This is a genomic window from Variovorax sp. EBFNA2 (assembly GCF_033802765.1).
GTDB lineage: Bacteria > Pseudomonadota > Gammaproteobacteria > Burkholderiales > Burkholderiaceae_C > Variovorax > Variovorax paradoxus_H.
Map to the genome: position 1 here is coordinate 3886383 of NZ_CP138496.1, position 11907 is coordinate 3898289.

An 11907-nucleotide genomic window follows, 5' to 3' on the forward strand; every position below is an offset into this window, starting at 1 on the left:
TCTCTGTCGTTCAATATAAGAGAATAATAATCTCATATGGGAAACGCTTCACCTTCCACCTCGCCGGCAGCGCCGGCCGACGGCCACATCGACGCGCTCATCGCCACCCGGCTGTTGGCGCTGCGCCAGGCGCAGGGGCTCAGCCTTGCGGACCTGGCCGGGTTGTCGGGCGTGAGCAAGGCAATGATCTCCAAGGTCGAGCGCGCGCAGAGCAGCCCGACGGCCGTGCTGCTGGGAAAGCTCGCCGCCGGCCTCGGGGTCTCGCTGGCGCAGCTTCTCACCGAAGACAAGGTGCAGCCGCAGCGGCTGCGCACGCGGGCCATGCAGGAGGTCTGGCGCGATCCCGACGCGGGCTATTTGCGCCGTCAGGTCGCCGAGCGGGGCGCGGGCAGCGGCGTGGAGCTGGTCGAGGTCGAGCTGCCACGCGGTGCGCAGGTCGGCTATCCGCGATGGAGCGGCACGCCGTACCGGCAGAGCCTGTGGATGCTCGACGGCGCGCTGCAGGTCGACTACGGCGACGAGCGCTTCGAACTCGCGCCGGGCGACTGCCTCGACTTCGGCGTCGACCGGCCGCTGGTCTTCAAGGCGCTGGGGCGCACCGCCTGCCGCTACCTGCTGGTCGCCGTGCCCGATTGACCGTACCCGCACGGTAGGCAAGCTCCCACACGCAGAGACGATTCAGGCCGGTTCGGGCCCGGGGGCGCGTCGGGATACTGCAAGGCATCTCAGCTAACGGAGCCACACGATGTCCTTTGCGCTTTACATGATCGGCTTTCTGATCTTCCTGGCCGGGGTCGCCTGGGGCGCCTCGGTGGCCGGCGTGCCCACGCTCTACATCGGCATCGGTGCGCTGATCCTGCTGGGCATCGGCGTCTTCAGCGCCGTGGCCCGCACGCGCAGCAAAGACCCGTCCTGAACGAGCCTGCCGGCTTCACAGATCAGTTCACACAGGCTTCACGCCCGGCGCACATGGCGTCGCTAACTTCGCAGGCGCACCACACCCCGTGGTGCGCTTTGCAAGTCAGCCGCCCATGTACGCCTCTTCTTCCTGTCTCTTTTCTCCCCACGCGCCTTCCTCGTCGGCCGCGCCCTGCCCCGCACCAGCTTTCGTGACCGACCCCGGTCTGGCCTGCACCCAGGTCGACCTGCTCGTCATCGGTGCAAGCTTTGCCGGGCTGGCCTGCGCGCGCGCCGCCGCCAAGGCGGGCCTCAGCGTGATGGTGCTCGAAAAGAAAGCCGCCGCCGGCGCCAAGCTGCACACCACCGGGATCATCGTCAAGGACGCGGTCGACAGCGTGCCATGGCTGGCCGAAGTGCCGCCCGCGCTGGTGCGACGCATCGACGGCGTGCGGCTGTACGCACCCGACATGCACCACGTCGACCTGCACGCGCCCGGCTACTGGTTCTGGGCCACCGACGCGCCCGCACTGCTCGACTGGATGGTGGACTCCACCCGGGCCTGCGGCGTCGAGGTGCGCCTGGGCACGCTGTTCGAGCAGGCGCTCTGGGTGAACGGCCGCTGGGAGGTGCCGGTGGCGCAAGGCCCTTGCATCCGCGCGACCTACCTTGTCGGCGCCGACGGCCCGCATTCGCGCGTGGCCAAGGCGCTGGGCCTGTCGCGCAACACGCGCTTCCTCTACGGCGTGGAGCACGAGTACCGGGGCGCGCGCATGGCGCCCGACCTGCTGCATTGCTTCATCGACAAACAACTGGCACCGGGCTACATCGGCTGGGCGCTCGACGGCGTCGGCGTGAGCCAGATCGGCCTGGCGCGCCGCATGGGGCACCACGACACGGGCGCGCTGCGGCTCGACCCGCTCTTGCGCAAGATCGCCCCCGTGGTGTCGCCCGGCGACGCGCCGCCGGTCGCCGTGCGCGCCGGAATGATTCCCTGCGGCGGCGTGCTGCCGGTGGTGGCCCGCGAACGGGCGTTGCTGGTGGGCGATGCGGCGGGCATGGTGTCGCCCGTGACGGCCGGCGGCATCCACACGGCGCTGCAGCACGGAGAGCGTGCCGGCGAGGCCGTGGCGCGCTTCGTGCGCGGCGAGGTGGACGACCCCGCCACATGGTTCGTGCGCGGCTACCCGCGCTTTTTGATGAAGCGCACGCTGCGGTGGGCCTTCGACCACTTCCAGAGCGACTGGATGTTCAACCGCCTGCTCGGCACGGCGCCGATGCGGCGTGCGGCGGAGCTGGTGTACTTCCACCGCAAGGGCCGCGGGGCGCTGGCCCGCTAGCCCTCAGGTGAGGCTCAGAGGCCGCGCTGGCGCATGGCCTCGTAGAGGCACACGCCGCTGGCCACCGACACGTTCAGGCTCTCGACCGCGCCGGCCATCGGGATGCTGACGAGTTCGTCGCAGGTCTTGCGCGTGAGCTGGCGCATGCCCTCGCCCTCGGCGCCCAGCACCAGCGCCAGCGGGCGCTTGAAGTCGCTCTGGTAGATCGTGCCCGGCGCGTCGTCGCTCGTACCCACGCACCAGATGCTGCGTTCCTTGAGTTCGTTGAGCGTGCGCGCCAGGTTGGTCACCATGAAGTACGGCACGGTCTCGGCCGCACCGCTCGCCACCTTGGCGACGGTGGCGTTGATGCCGGCCGCATGGTCCTTGGGCGCAATCACCGCATGGGCGCCGGCGCCGTCGGCCACGCGCAGGCAGGCGCCGAGGTTGTGCGGATCGGTCACGCCGTCGAGCACCAGCAGCAGCGGCACGGTGCCGGCCTCTTCGAGGCCTTCGAGCAGTTCGTCGAGCGAATGGATTTGCGCGGTGGGTTCGACCCGCGCCGCCACGCCTTGGTGGCCGTGGCTGCCGGCCAGCTTGGCAATGCGCAGGCTGTCGGCCTCGACCAGCCGCACGCCGGCTTCTTGCGCACGCGCAATGAACTGTTTCATGCGCGCATCGCGCCGGCTGGCATCGAACAGAACCTCGAGCACCGATTTCGGCGCGGTCTTGATGCGCACGCCCACGGCATGGAAGCCGAAGATCACTTTAGGGGAAGACATGCCCCGATTATCAAGGGCGCGACGCCTTCGCCCTCACGCCAGCGGCAATCCGCTGTTCGCGCGGGTGCGTTCGTCGTGCAGTTCCTGCACCACCAGGGCGTTCATGTGCACCTTCAGCGTGTTGCCCACGCTCCCCAGGTACTGGCAGGCGGCATACCCCTCGGCGGCCTTTTCGTAGCGCGCCACCCAGGCATCGCGGGCGGGCAGCCGGTCGGGCGACACCGGCCAGACGCCCGGCTGAGGCTTCAGGTGCTCGCCGATGCCGACGCGCCAGGGCTTGGCGCTCAGGCGGGCGCGAAAGCAGTTCTGGTTGCGGCACATGCGCGCGTAGACCTTGTCGGCGCCCAGCGTCTGGAACGCGTCGGTCACGGCGGCGTCGGACGGTGCGAAGACATCGTGCATCGCCAGCACGCGCAGGCCGGCCGGCGTGCGGTACAGGCGCAGGTGCCAGTCGGGATGCTGGTGGATGAAGCGCTCGACACGCGCACGGGCACCCGCCAGCGGATCGCTCTTGTCCTCGACCGCGGGCAGACCCTCTTTGTGGGCGCGCCAGAAGCCGAAGGCCGCCACCAGCATGAAGGCGGCCACGCCGGCCATCGCCGAGCGCGTGGCGTAGCCCGCGACCAGCGAACCGATGAATGCCGCGCCGATCACCGTCAACCCGCGTGCGCTGCCGCGTGAGCCTGGGCCGTCGAAGTCGACATCGACGAACAGCACGTCGGGCGTGTTGAGGCAGCGCGCGCCGTAGCCGTTGCGGGTGACGACGGCGTCGCCCTGGCGTTCGACGATCTCCTCGCGGATCGGCATGCCGTTGGCGCCGTTGTAGGCCAGCTTGCGCTCGCGGCGCTCCAGTTTTTCGCCGCCCACCACGATGCGGTCGAACGCCTCGCGGGTGCGCTGGTCAGCATGGGCCTGTGCGGCCAACGGGCTGTCGTCGGACCAACCGAAACGGCGCACGGTGAACTGCTGGCTGCCCACACGCTCCTGGATGCGGCCTTCGGCCCAGAACTGGGGAACGATCATGCGCTCAGGCGCCCTTGAAATACGACCACGCCGCGGCCGCAATCAGCAGCACGACGATCACCGGCAGCCACTTGAAGCCGCCGCCCGTCACCCGGCCCGGCTCGGCCATCGGGTTCACCGCCGCGCTCGACGGCAAGTGCCCGAAGTCGCCCACGGCAGGGTTCTGGTGCGCCTCGACGAGTTGCTTGGCTTCGGCCAGGCCCAGGCCGGTGGCCTCGCGCGTGAGGCGCACGGCCTCGACCTTCTGGCCCCGCGCCAGGGCTGCGAGTGCGGCCGCCGGCACCGCGGCGGGGCCGTTGCCCTGCATGCCGTTGCCCGTCTCGGCGGCCGCCTCGCCCCGGCCCCAGTCGCCTTCCTGCCAATCGGCCGGCGCGCCGGTGATGAGCGCGCCACTGTTGGCATAGCGCTCGACGGCTTCCTTGGACGACTTGAGGTCCATGCCGGTGCGATCGCGCACGATCTTGATGGCCTCGATCAGGTTGCCGCGCTCCAGCGCGGCAATGGCTTCGGGGGGAAGCTGGGTCATGAACTATCCTCTGTGTTCAGGGCGAGCGCCGCGGGGGCCGGGCGCTGTCTTCTTGCTGGCTCAGGCCGCCTGCGCGACCGTCGATTCGGGTGTTTTTTCGTTGAGCGCCACGCGCCCGGCCTCGATGGTGATGCGCCGCTCGCACTGCGAGGCGATGCTGCGGTCGTGCGTGACCAGCACCAGCGTGGTTCCCAGTTCGCGGTTCAGGTCGAACATCAGCTTCATGACCTGCTCGCCGGTCGCGAAGTCGAGGCTGCCGGTGGGCTCGTCGGCCAGCAGCAGGGCCGGCTGGACCACGAAGGCCCGCGCCAGCGCCACGCGCTGCTGCTCGCCGCCCGACAGCACCTTGGGGTAGTGGCCCAGGCGCTGGCCCAGGCCGACGCGGCCCAGCATCTCGGTGGCGGCCTTGCGCGCGTCCTTGCGGTTGGCCAGTTCCAGCGGCAGCATGACGTTTTCGAGGGCGCTCAGGTTGCCCAGCAACTGGAAGCTCTGGAACACGAAGCCCACGCGCTGAGCGCGCAGCGCGGCGCGCTCGTCCTCGTCGATGGCGAAGATGTCGTCGCCCGCAAGCTTCACGGTGCCGCGCGTGGGCGTGTCGAGTCCGGCAATGATCGACAGCAAGGTGCTCTTGCCGGAGCCCGAGGCGCCGACGATGGCGGCGGTTTCCCGCGCGCCCAGGGTGAAATGGATGTCCTGCAGAATGTCCAGCGTGCCGGCCGAGTCGGTGACGGACTTGAAGACATGCTCGACGGCGACAATGGCATCAGACGGAGGTTGGGACATGAAAGGCTTTTCGTTTTGAATCGACGTGACTTTATCTTGACCACCGCCGCGCTCGGCAGCGCGGGGACATGGTCGGGTGCTGCGGCCCAGGCGCAGGCGGCATCGACCGGCAAGCCGGTGATCCTCGTGCTCGGAGATTCGCTGAGCGCAGAGTACGGCCTCAAGCGCGGCGAAGGCTGGGTACCCTTGCTGGAAAAAAGGCTTGCGCAGCAGAAGATCGCAGCCTCGGTGGTCAACGCCAGCATCAGCGGCGACACCAGCTCCGGCGGGCGCGCCCGCTTCCCGGCCCTGCTGGCACAGCACAAGCCCAGCCACGTGGTGCTGGAGCTCGGCGCCAACGACGCCCTGCGCGGCCTGCCGCTCTCGAACACCGAAGACAACCTGCTGCAGATCACCAAGGCCGCGCAGGCCGCGGGCGCGCGGGTGCTGATTGTCGGCATCCAGGTGCCGCCGAACTACGGCGGCGACTACACGCGGCGCTTCGAGGCGGTGTTTGCCAAAGTGGCGGGCACGACCAAGTCGGCGCTGGTGCCGTTCCTGCTCAAGGGCGTGGCCGATGCGCCCGACGCCATGACGCTGTTCCAGGCCGATCGCATCCACCCGACCGCCGCGGCGCAGCCGCAGATCCTGGACAACGTCTGGCCGGAGCTGCGCAAGCTGCTGCCCAAATAACGCGCCCTCGCGCGACCAAAGAAAAAGCCGCAGCAGGCCTTCGCCTGCTGCGGCTTTTCTATGTCCGGGGGTGCGGGAAACGGGCAATCACCCGTTCTTGGTCGGCAGCTCGGGCACCGTGGGGGGATCGCGCTCGAGCGACGCCACGTCGGTCTCCGGATCTCCGGGCGCCAGTCCGTCGCTGCTCGGGCTGAGCTTGCGGTTCGCCTTCTCTCGAAGCTTTTCTTCCTTCTTCTTCTTCTTGGCCAGCTCTTTCTGACGCTTCTCGTAGCCGTAATTGGGTGTTGCCACTGCTTTTCCTTCAGGCGAGGCAGTCAGGGTGACTGCGATTCGGCCTACTGTAAGCGATAACGGTGCACCCCCAGCCCGGCGACGGCCCGGGCCCGGCGCTTTGCTTACATCTGCAGCAATGCCTGTTGCAGGTCGGCACGCAGGTCGTCCACGTCTTCCAGGCCGACCGAGAAACGCACCAGGGTGCCCTTGTACGGCCAGCGGGCGACGCTGGCGTCGCGCATCAAACCGATGTCGTAGGGCACGACGAGGCTGATCGGGCCGCCCCACGAATAACCGAGGCGGAAGAGCTTGAGGCTGTCGCAGAAGCGGTCGACCTGCTCGGTGCTGAAGCGCTCGTCGAACACCACCGAGAACAGACCCGCGGCGAGGTCGGTGGCGCCGCACAGCGCGCGCCAGTTGGCGTGGCCCGGTGAGTCTTCCAGCGCGGGATGCAGCACCTGCGCGATCTCTTCGCAGCCGTTGAGCCAGCCAGCCAACTCGCGCGCCGCGCGGTCGTGCGCGCCGAAGCGCAGCGCCATGCTCGGCAGCGAGCGCAGCAGAGTTTCGACGTCGCCCACGCCGATGCCGAAGCCCATGCGCATGTGGGTGAGCTTGAGCGCGCGGTGCAGGCGCTCGTCGCGCGTGACGACGCTGCCCATGAGCACATCGCCGCCGCCGCTCGGGTACTTGGTGAGCGCGTGCACCGACACGTCGACGCCCTGCCCCGTGCCGTTGAAATCGAAGGGCGCGAAGGCCAGGCCCGCGCCCCAGGTGTTGTCGAGCGCGGTCATCACGCCGCGCTCGCGGCAGACCTCGGCGAGCGCCGGCAGGTTGGGGAATTCCATCGTCACCGAACCCGCCGCTTCGAGCCACACCAGCCGTGTGCGGTGCGAGAGCTTGGCCTCCAGGTCGGACGGATTCATCGCGTCGTACAGGCGGTGCGTGATGCCGAAGTTCGCGAGCTCGCCAGTGGCCAGCGCCTTGTTGGGGCCGTAGGCGTTGTCGGGAATCAGCACCTCGTCGCCGGTCTTCAGGAACGCGAACGAGACCAGCGAGATCGCGGCCAGCCCGCTCGGCACGAGCAGGCATTCAGTGCCGCCTTCGAGCGTGGCCAGGCGTTCTTCGAGCGTGAAGGTGGTGGGCGTACCGTGCAGGCCGTAGGTGTAGCCGGCCTTGGTCTTCCAGTCGCGCGCGCGCATGGCAGCAACGTCGGCGAAGAACACGGTCGAGGCCTTGAATACGCCGGGCTGCGGCGCGGCGAAGGCGGCCGGCGGCGTGTAGGGATGGTGGATCAGGGTCGTGGAAGGCTTGCTCATGTGCAGATGCTAGCGCCCCTCAAGGAACCCTCGACGGCCGTGACATTCTCCGTGCGATATCGACGGCCTTGGCCGGATCGCCCGCGCATTGCGGATAGAGTTCGGGCTCCGAAAATAAAGGGAGGATTTTCTCAATGCGTCATCTGCTCATCACCCTCACGGCCGCTGCGGCCCTGTCCGCCTGCGGCGGCATGAAGAACCTGGATTCGAACGCGCTCGCGGGCGCGGGCGGCAGCGCCTTCAAGGCCATGTCGCTCACCGACGGCGACGTGCAGGCACTGGCCAACCAGTCGTGTGCCGAACTCGACAAGAGCTCCAAGGTCGCCCCCGCGACCGATGCCTACAGCAAGCGCCTGGAGCGCGTGCGCCAGGGCCTGCCGACCACCATCGGCGGCCAGCCCGCCAGCTACAAGGTCTACCTCACGAAGGACGTGAATGCCTGGGCCATGGGCAACGGCTGCATCCGCGTCTACAGCGGCCTCATGGACCTCATGAACGATGACGAGCTGCGCGGAATCATCGGCCACGAGATCGGCCACGTCGCCCTGGGCCACAGCAAGAAGGCCATGCAGACCGCCTACGCCGTGTCGGCCGCGCGCGGCATCGCCGGCGCCACCGGCAATGCGGCGATCACGCAGCTGTCGTCCTCGCAGATCGGCGACTTCGCCGAGAAGCTGGTCAACGCGCAGTTCTCGCAATCGCAGGAAACCGACTCCGACAACTACGCCTTCGACCTGCTGACCACGCAGAAGCTCAAGCGCGAAGGCCTCGTCACCGCGTTCCAGAAACTGGCCAAGCTCGACGGCGGCAAGAGCTCGATGCTCAGCTCGCACCCGGCCTCCGGCGACCGCGCAGCCAACATCCAGAAGCGCCTCGCAACGAGCAAGTAAGCAGCCCGGGCGAAGCGGCCCGTCGGCGCACAATGCGCCGATGGTCACCCGCCCGCCCTTTCCGGGGCCCGTCGCGCCATGCAGCTGACGCGGCCCCCGTCCCCTCATTTGCGGCCCTTCCTGCGGCTGCTGTGGGCCTCGGCGCCCGAGGGCGAACCCCCAACACGCACCGGCGCGCGCGAACACGTGCTGCCCACGGGCGGCATGCACCTCGTCTTCCGGCTTTCAGGGCCGCCGCTGCGACTCTTCGACGACACACGCGACCTGCGCGGCCACACGGTCGGCTACGCGATCGTCGGCGGTGCACGCGCCGCTTTCTACCTGCGCGATGTGTCGGTGGCGACACGCTCGGTCGGCGCGCAATTGCACCCCGGTGCCGCACGCCTGCTGCTGGGCGCGCCTGAAGACGCCCTGAGCGGCCGCCACATCCCACTCGACGCGCTGTGGGGCGAACGCCAGACCGGTGATGCGCTCGAACAGCTGTATGCATCGTCCGACGACCCAGCCCGGCAATTGGACGTGTTCGAAGCCTTGCTGACCCAGCGCCTGACCGCCGCCGCCCTGCCCCGCACCAGCCCGCGCGGCCTGCACCCCGCCGTGGCCGCCTCGCTCGGACAGATGAGCCACGACACGCCCGCATCGATCGCCACGCTGGTGGCGCACAGCGGCTACAGCCATCGGCGCTTCATTGCGCTGTTCCGTGCGTCAATCGGGCTTGCGCCCAAGGAATACGCCCGCGTGATGCGCTTCGACCGCGTGCTGGCGTTGGCCGCCGACGATCCCGCGCGCGCCTGGGCCGACATCGCGCTCGTCGCGGGCTACAGCGATCAGGCGCACCTGAGCCGCGAGTTCTCCGCGCTGGCCGGCCTCTCGCCGCAGGCCTGGCGACAGACCGGCGCTGCGTCGCCACGCCATGTGCCGGCCCTCCGTGCGGCAGGTCAAATTCCTTCAAGACGCTAGCGCCGGGGCTGCGCAGAATCGGCGCCACGGTCCCCGTTTCAACACCCGATTCAAGAAAGAAAGGCAGGTCCCGTTATGGCCATCCACGAGCTGTTTCCGTACCTCTGCGTCGACAACGCCGCCGCCGCCGTCGACTTCTATTGCCACGTGTTCGAAGTGAAGGAAATCTTTCGACTGACCGAGCCCAGCGGCCGCATCGGGCACGTCGAGCTGGACTTTCACAACGGCGCGATCCTGATGATCTCGGACGAGTTCGCCGAGTTCAACATCCGCTCGCCCAAGGCGCTCGGCGGCAGCGCCGTGACGCTGCACCTGCACGTGGACGACGCCGACGCGCTGGTTGCGCGCGCGGTCGCCGCGGGGGCCACGCTGGACATGGCACCGCAGGATCAGTTCTATGGGGAGCGTTCCGGCGTCTTCCGCGACCCGTTCGGTCACCGGTGGAACGTGGGTCACAGCATCGAGAAGGTGACGCCGGAGGAAATGCAGCGGCGCTACACCGCGATGTTCGACACCCCCGGCGGCGGCAGCAGTTGAGCGCGCCGGCCGGTGGTGCCAGGGCCGGTCGTCAGACCGACCACTTCTCGATCAGCTTCTCGGCGCCGAGCGAGTCGTAGCCCTCGAAGGGCTGGTGGATCCACGGGTTGGTGGCCAGGAACTCGACCGAGTAGTCGGGCGTGAAGGTCGACATTGCCTTGGTCCAGATGACCGCGCTGCGCAACTCGGTGATCGGCTTGTAGTTGTTGCGCAGCATGTCCATCACGGCGTGCAGCGTGTGGCCCGAATCGGCCAGGTCGTCCACCAGCAGCACCTTGCCGGCGATCTCGCCCTTGGGGGTCGTGATGAAGCGGGCGATGTCGAGATGGCCCTGGACCGTGCCAGCGTCGGCGCGGTAGGAGCTGGTCGACATGATCGCCAGCGGCTTGTCGAAGATGCGCGAGAGCACATCGCCCGGACGCATGCCGCCACGCGCCAGGCACAGGATGGTGTCGAACTCCCAGCCCGACTGGTGCACCTTGATCGCGAGCTTCTCGATCAGGTTGTGGTACTCGTCGTAGCTGACGTAGAGATGCTTGCCGTCTTCGGTCAACATGGTCTGGTTCGTTCCTGTTCAGTCTGCGAGGTAAGGGTGGCGCATCATGATCGTGTGATCGCGATCGGGGCTGGTCGACACCATGTGGATCGGCACGCCGGTGATCTGCTCGATGCGCTGCAGGTACAGGCGCGCATTGACCGGCAGCTTGTCGTGCTGCGTGACACCGACGGTGCTCTCGGTCCAACCTTCGAGGGTTTCGTAGATCGGCGTGCAGCGCTCGATTTCGTCGGCGCCCATCGGCAGGATGTCGGTGATTTCGCCGTCGAGCTCGTAGCCGGTGCACAGCTCCAGCTTCTCGAGGCCGTCGAGCACGTCGAGCTTGGTGATGCACAGGCCCGACAGGCCGTTGACCTGCGCCGAGCGCTTGAGCAGCGCGGCGTCGAACCAGCCGCAACGGCGGCTGCGGCCGGTGGTCACGCCCTTTTCGGCGCCCACGGTGCTCATGTGATAGCCGGGGGTGCCCGGCGTGGCCCAATCGAGTTCGGTGGGGAACGGACCGCCGCCCACGCGGGTGCAGTAGGCCTTGGTGATGCCGAGCACGTAGTGCAGCATGCCCGGGCCTACGCCCGAACCGGCAGCGGCGTTGCCGGCCACGCAGTTGCTCGAGGTGACGTACGGGTAGGTGCCGTGATCGACGTCGAGCAGCGTGCCCTGTGCGCCTTCGAACAGCAGGTTGGCGCCGGCCTTGTGGGCGTCGTTCAGCTCGCGCGACACGTCGGCCATCATGGGCTTGAGCAGCGCAGCGTGGCGCATGGCCTCGTCGAACACCGTGTCGTAGTCGATGGCGGGCGCACCCAGCACCTGGGTCAGCACGTGGTTGTGCAGCTCGAGCAGCACGCGCAGCTTGGCCGCGAAGCGCTCGGGGTGCTTCAGGTCCTGCACGCGCAGCGCGCGGCGCGCGATCTTGTCTTCGTAGGCCGGGCCGATGCCGCGACCGGTGGTGCCGATCTTTTCGATGCCGCCCTTTTCACGGTAGGCCTCGCGCGCGATGTCCAGCGCGGCGTGGAACGGCAGGATCAGCGGGCAGGCCTCGCTGATGCGCAGGCGCGAACGCACCTCGACGCCGGCTTTTTCCAGGCCCTCGATTTCCTCGAAGAGCTTGGCCGCCGACAGCACCACGCCGTTGCCGATGTAGCACTTGACGCCGGGCCGCATGATGCCGCTCGGGATCAGGTGCAGCGCGGTCTTCACGCCGTTGATGACCAGCGTGTGGCCCGCGTTGTGGCCGCCCTGGAAACGGACCACGCCCTGGGCGCTTTCCGTCAGCCAGTCAACCAGCTTGCCCTTGCCTTCGTCGCCCCATTGGGTCCCGACGACGACCACGTTTCTTCCGGTGGTTACGCTCATGCTCGTTCCATTGCTTCAAAAAT

Annotated in this window: 15 protein-coding genes; 7 read left to right on the forward strand and 8 right to left on the reverse strand. The window is 68.3% G+C overall.

All coding sequences use genetic code 11. From position 1 onward, the window contains the following. Positions 1–36: 36 nt before the first annotated feature. The 3 genes from RZE79_RS18450 (at position 37) to RZE79_RS18460 (ending at position 2237) form a co-directional block, all read left to right on the forward strand. Complete coding sequence (locus RZE79_RS18450; RefSeq protein ID WP_319355806.1) at positions 37–636, forward strand: helix-turn-helix domain-containing protein; 600 nt, start codon at positions 37–39, stop codon at positions 634–636. A gap of 109 nt (positions 637–745) precedes the next feature. Continuing rightward, positions 746–916, forward strand: a complete 171-nt coding sequence (locus RZE79_RS18455) for a hypothetical protein (RefSeq protein ID WP_167395039.1) — start codon at positions 746–748, stop codon at positions 914–916. A gap of 193 nt (positions 917–1109) precedes the next feature. Then, positions 1110–2237 carry an NAD(P)/FAD-dependent oxidoreductase gene (locus tag RZE79_RS18460; protein WP_319355809.1) on the forward strand — a complete coding sequence of 376 codons (1128 nt, stop codon included), beginning with the start codon at positions 1110–1112 and terminating at the stop codon, positions 2235–2237. Between the two features lie 14 nt (positions 2238–2251). Here RZE79_RS18460 and rlmB read toward each other — a convergent pair whose 3' ends face one another. From rlmB to RZE79_RS18480, 4 genes are read right to left on the reverse strand one after another with little or no spacing between them, the layout of a single operon-like run. Continuing rightward, a complete protein-coding gene (gene rlmB / locus RZE79_RS18465; protein WP_153283917.1) occupies positions 2252–2998 on the reverse strand; it encodes a 23S rRNA (guanosine(2251)-2'-O)-methyltransferase RlmB in 747 nt (248 codons plus the stop codon). A gap of 33 nt (positions 2999–3031) precedes the next feature. Beyond that, the gene (locus RZE79_RS18470) at positions 3032–4021 is read right to left on the reverse strand and encodes a hypothetical protein (RefSeq protein ID WP_319355810.1); all 990 of its coding nucleotides are present in this window, start codon (positions 4019–4021) and stop codon (positions 3032–3034) included. Between the two features lie 4 nt (positions 4022–4025). Further along, on the reverse strand, positions 4026–4547 hold the full coding sequence (locus tag RZE79_RS18475) for a ribosomal protein L7/L12 (RefSeq protein ID WP_153283915.1): 522 nt from the start codon (positions 4545–4547) through the stop codon (positions 4026–4028). A 60-nt stretch (positions 4548–4607) separates the two neighbouring features. Next, positions 4608–5330, reverse strand: coding sequence for an ABC transporter ATP-binding protein (locus tag RZE79_RS18480; RefSeq protein ID WP_062480734.1), 723 nt, complete (start codon positions 5328–5330; stop codon positions 4608–4610). A gap of 36 nt (positions 5331–5366) precedes the next feature. On the opposite strand from RZE79_RS18480, the gene RZE79_RS18485 reads away from it, so the two are divergent. After that, positions 5367–6002 (forward strand): arylesterase, encoded by a 636-nt coding sequence (locus RZE79_RS18485; protein WP_319355813.1) that lies wholly within the window; start codon positions 5367–5369, stop codon positions 6000–6002. 87 nt (positions 6003–6089) lie between these two features. On the opposite strand, the gene RZE79_RS18490 is transcribed toward RZE79_RS18485, so the two are convergent. Together RZE79_RS18490 and RZE79_RS18495 are read right to left on the reverse strand one after the other, a co-directional pair. After that, on the reverse strand, positions 6090–6293 hold the full coding sequence (locus RZE79_RS18490; protein WP_055796387.1) for a hypothetical protein: 204 nt from the start codon (positions 6291–6293) through the stop codon (positions 6090–6092). 104 nt (positions 6294–6397) lie between these two features. Continuing rightward, positions 6398–7591, reverse strand: coding sequence for a PLP-dependent transferase (locus RZE79_RS18495; protein ID WP_319355815.1), 1194 nt, complete (start codon positions 7589–7591; stop codon positions 6398–6400). 134 nt (positions 7592–7725) lie between these two features. Here RZE79_RS18495 and RZE79_RS18500 point away from each other — a divergent pair, with 134 nt between their 5' ends. The 3 genes from RZE79_RS18500 to RZE79_RS18510 all read left to right on the forward strand — a co-directional run bounded on the left by RZE79_RS18500 (position 7726) and on the right by RZE79_RS18510 (position 9978). Beyond that, positions 7726–8481 (forward strand): M48 family metallopeptidase, encoded by a 756-nt coding sequence (locus RZE79_RS18500; protein ID WP_319355817.1) that lies wholly within the window; start codon positions 7726–7728, stop codon positions 8479–8481. 78 nt (positions 8482–8559) lie between these two features. Then, entirely contained in the window at positions 8560–9441 is an 882-nt protein-coding gene (locus tag RZE79_RS18505; protein ID WP_319355818.1) for an AraC family transcriptional regulator, read from the forward strand. Between the two features lie 75 nt (positions 9442–9516). Next, positions 9517–9978 carry a VOC family protein gene (locus RZE79_RS18510; RefSeq protein ID WP_319355819.1) on the forward strand — a complete coding sequence of 154 codons (462 nt, stop codon included), beginning with the start codon at positions 9517–9519 and terminating at the stop codon, positions 9976–9978. Between the two features lie 31 nt (positions 9979–10009). Here RZE79_RS18510 and RZE79_RS18515 read toward each other — a convergent pair whose 3' ends face one another. Both RZE79_RS18515 and RZE79_RS18520 read right to left on the reverse strand, forming a co-directional pair. Beyond that, positions 10010–10534 (reverse strand): phosphoribosyltransferase, encoded by a 525-nt coding sequence (locus RZE79_RS18515; RefSeq protein ID WP_101490322.1) that lies wholly within the window; start codon positions 10532–10534, stop codon positions 10010–10012. 18 nt (positions 10535–10552) lie between these two features. Further along, positions 10553–11884 (reverse strand): adenylosuccinate synthase, encoded by a 1332-nt coding sequence (locus RZE79_RS18520; RefSeq protein WP_153283909.1) that lies wholly within the window; start codon positions 11882–11884, stop codon positions 10553–10555. Positions 11885–11907 lie beyond the last annotated feature (23 nt).

Bases quoted from the DNA above. Each gene is read 5' to 3' on its own strand.
- RZE79_RS18450 (WP_319355806.1), top strand. From the start codon at position 37: ATGGGAAACGCTTCACCTTCCACCTCGCCGGCAGCGCCGGCCGACGGC.
- RZE79_RS18455 (WP_167395039.1), top strand. From the start codon at position 746: ATGTCCTTTGCGCTTTACATGATCGGCTTTCTGATCTTCCTGGCCGGG.
- rlmB (WP_153283917.1), bottom strand. From the start codon at position 2,998: ATGTCTTCCCCTAAAGTGATCTTCGGCTTCCATGCCGTGGGCGTGCGC.
- RZE79_RS18470 (WP_319355810.1), bottom strand. From the start codon at position 4,021: ATGATCGTTCCCCAGTTCTGGGCCGAAGGCCGCATCCAGGAGCGTGTG.
- RZE79_RS18475 (WP_153283915.1), bottom strand. From the start codon at position 4,547: ATGACCCAGCTTCCCCCCGAAGCCATTGCCGCGCTGGAGCGCGGCAAC.
- RZE79_RS18480 (WP_062480734.1), bottom strand. From the start codon at position 5,330: ATGTCCCAACCTCCGTCTGATGCCATTGTCGCCGTCGAGCATGTCTTC.
- RZE79_RS18495 (WP_319355815.1), bottom strand. From the start codon at position 7,591: ATGAGCAAGCCTTCCACGACCCTGATCCACCATCCCTACACGCCGCCG.
- RZE79_RS18500 (WP_319355817.1), top strand. From the start codon at position 7,726: ATGCGTCATCTGCTCATCACCCTCACGGCCGCTGCGGCCCTGTCCGCC.
- RZE79_RS18505 (WP_319355818.1), top strand. From the start codon at position 8,560: ATGCAGCTGACGCGGCCCCCGTCCCCTCATTTGCGGCCCTTCCTGCGG.
- RZE79_RS18510 (WP_319355819.1), top strand. From the start codon at position 9,517: ATGGCCATCCACGAGCTGTTTCCGTACCTCTGCGTCGACAACGCCGCC.
- RZE79_RS18515 (WP_101490322.1), bottom strand. From the start codon at position 10,534: ATGTTGACCGAAGACGGCAAGCATCTCTACGTCAGCTACGACGAGTAC.
- RZE79_RS18520 (WP_153283909.1), bottom strand. From the start codon at position 11,884: ATGAGCGTAACCACCGGAAGAAACGTGGTCGTCGTCGGGACCCAATGG.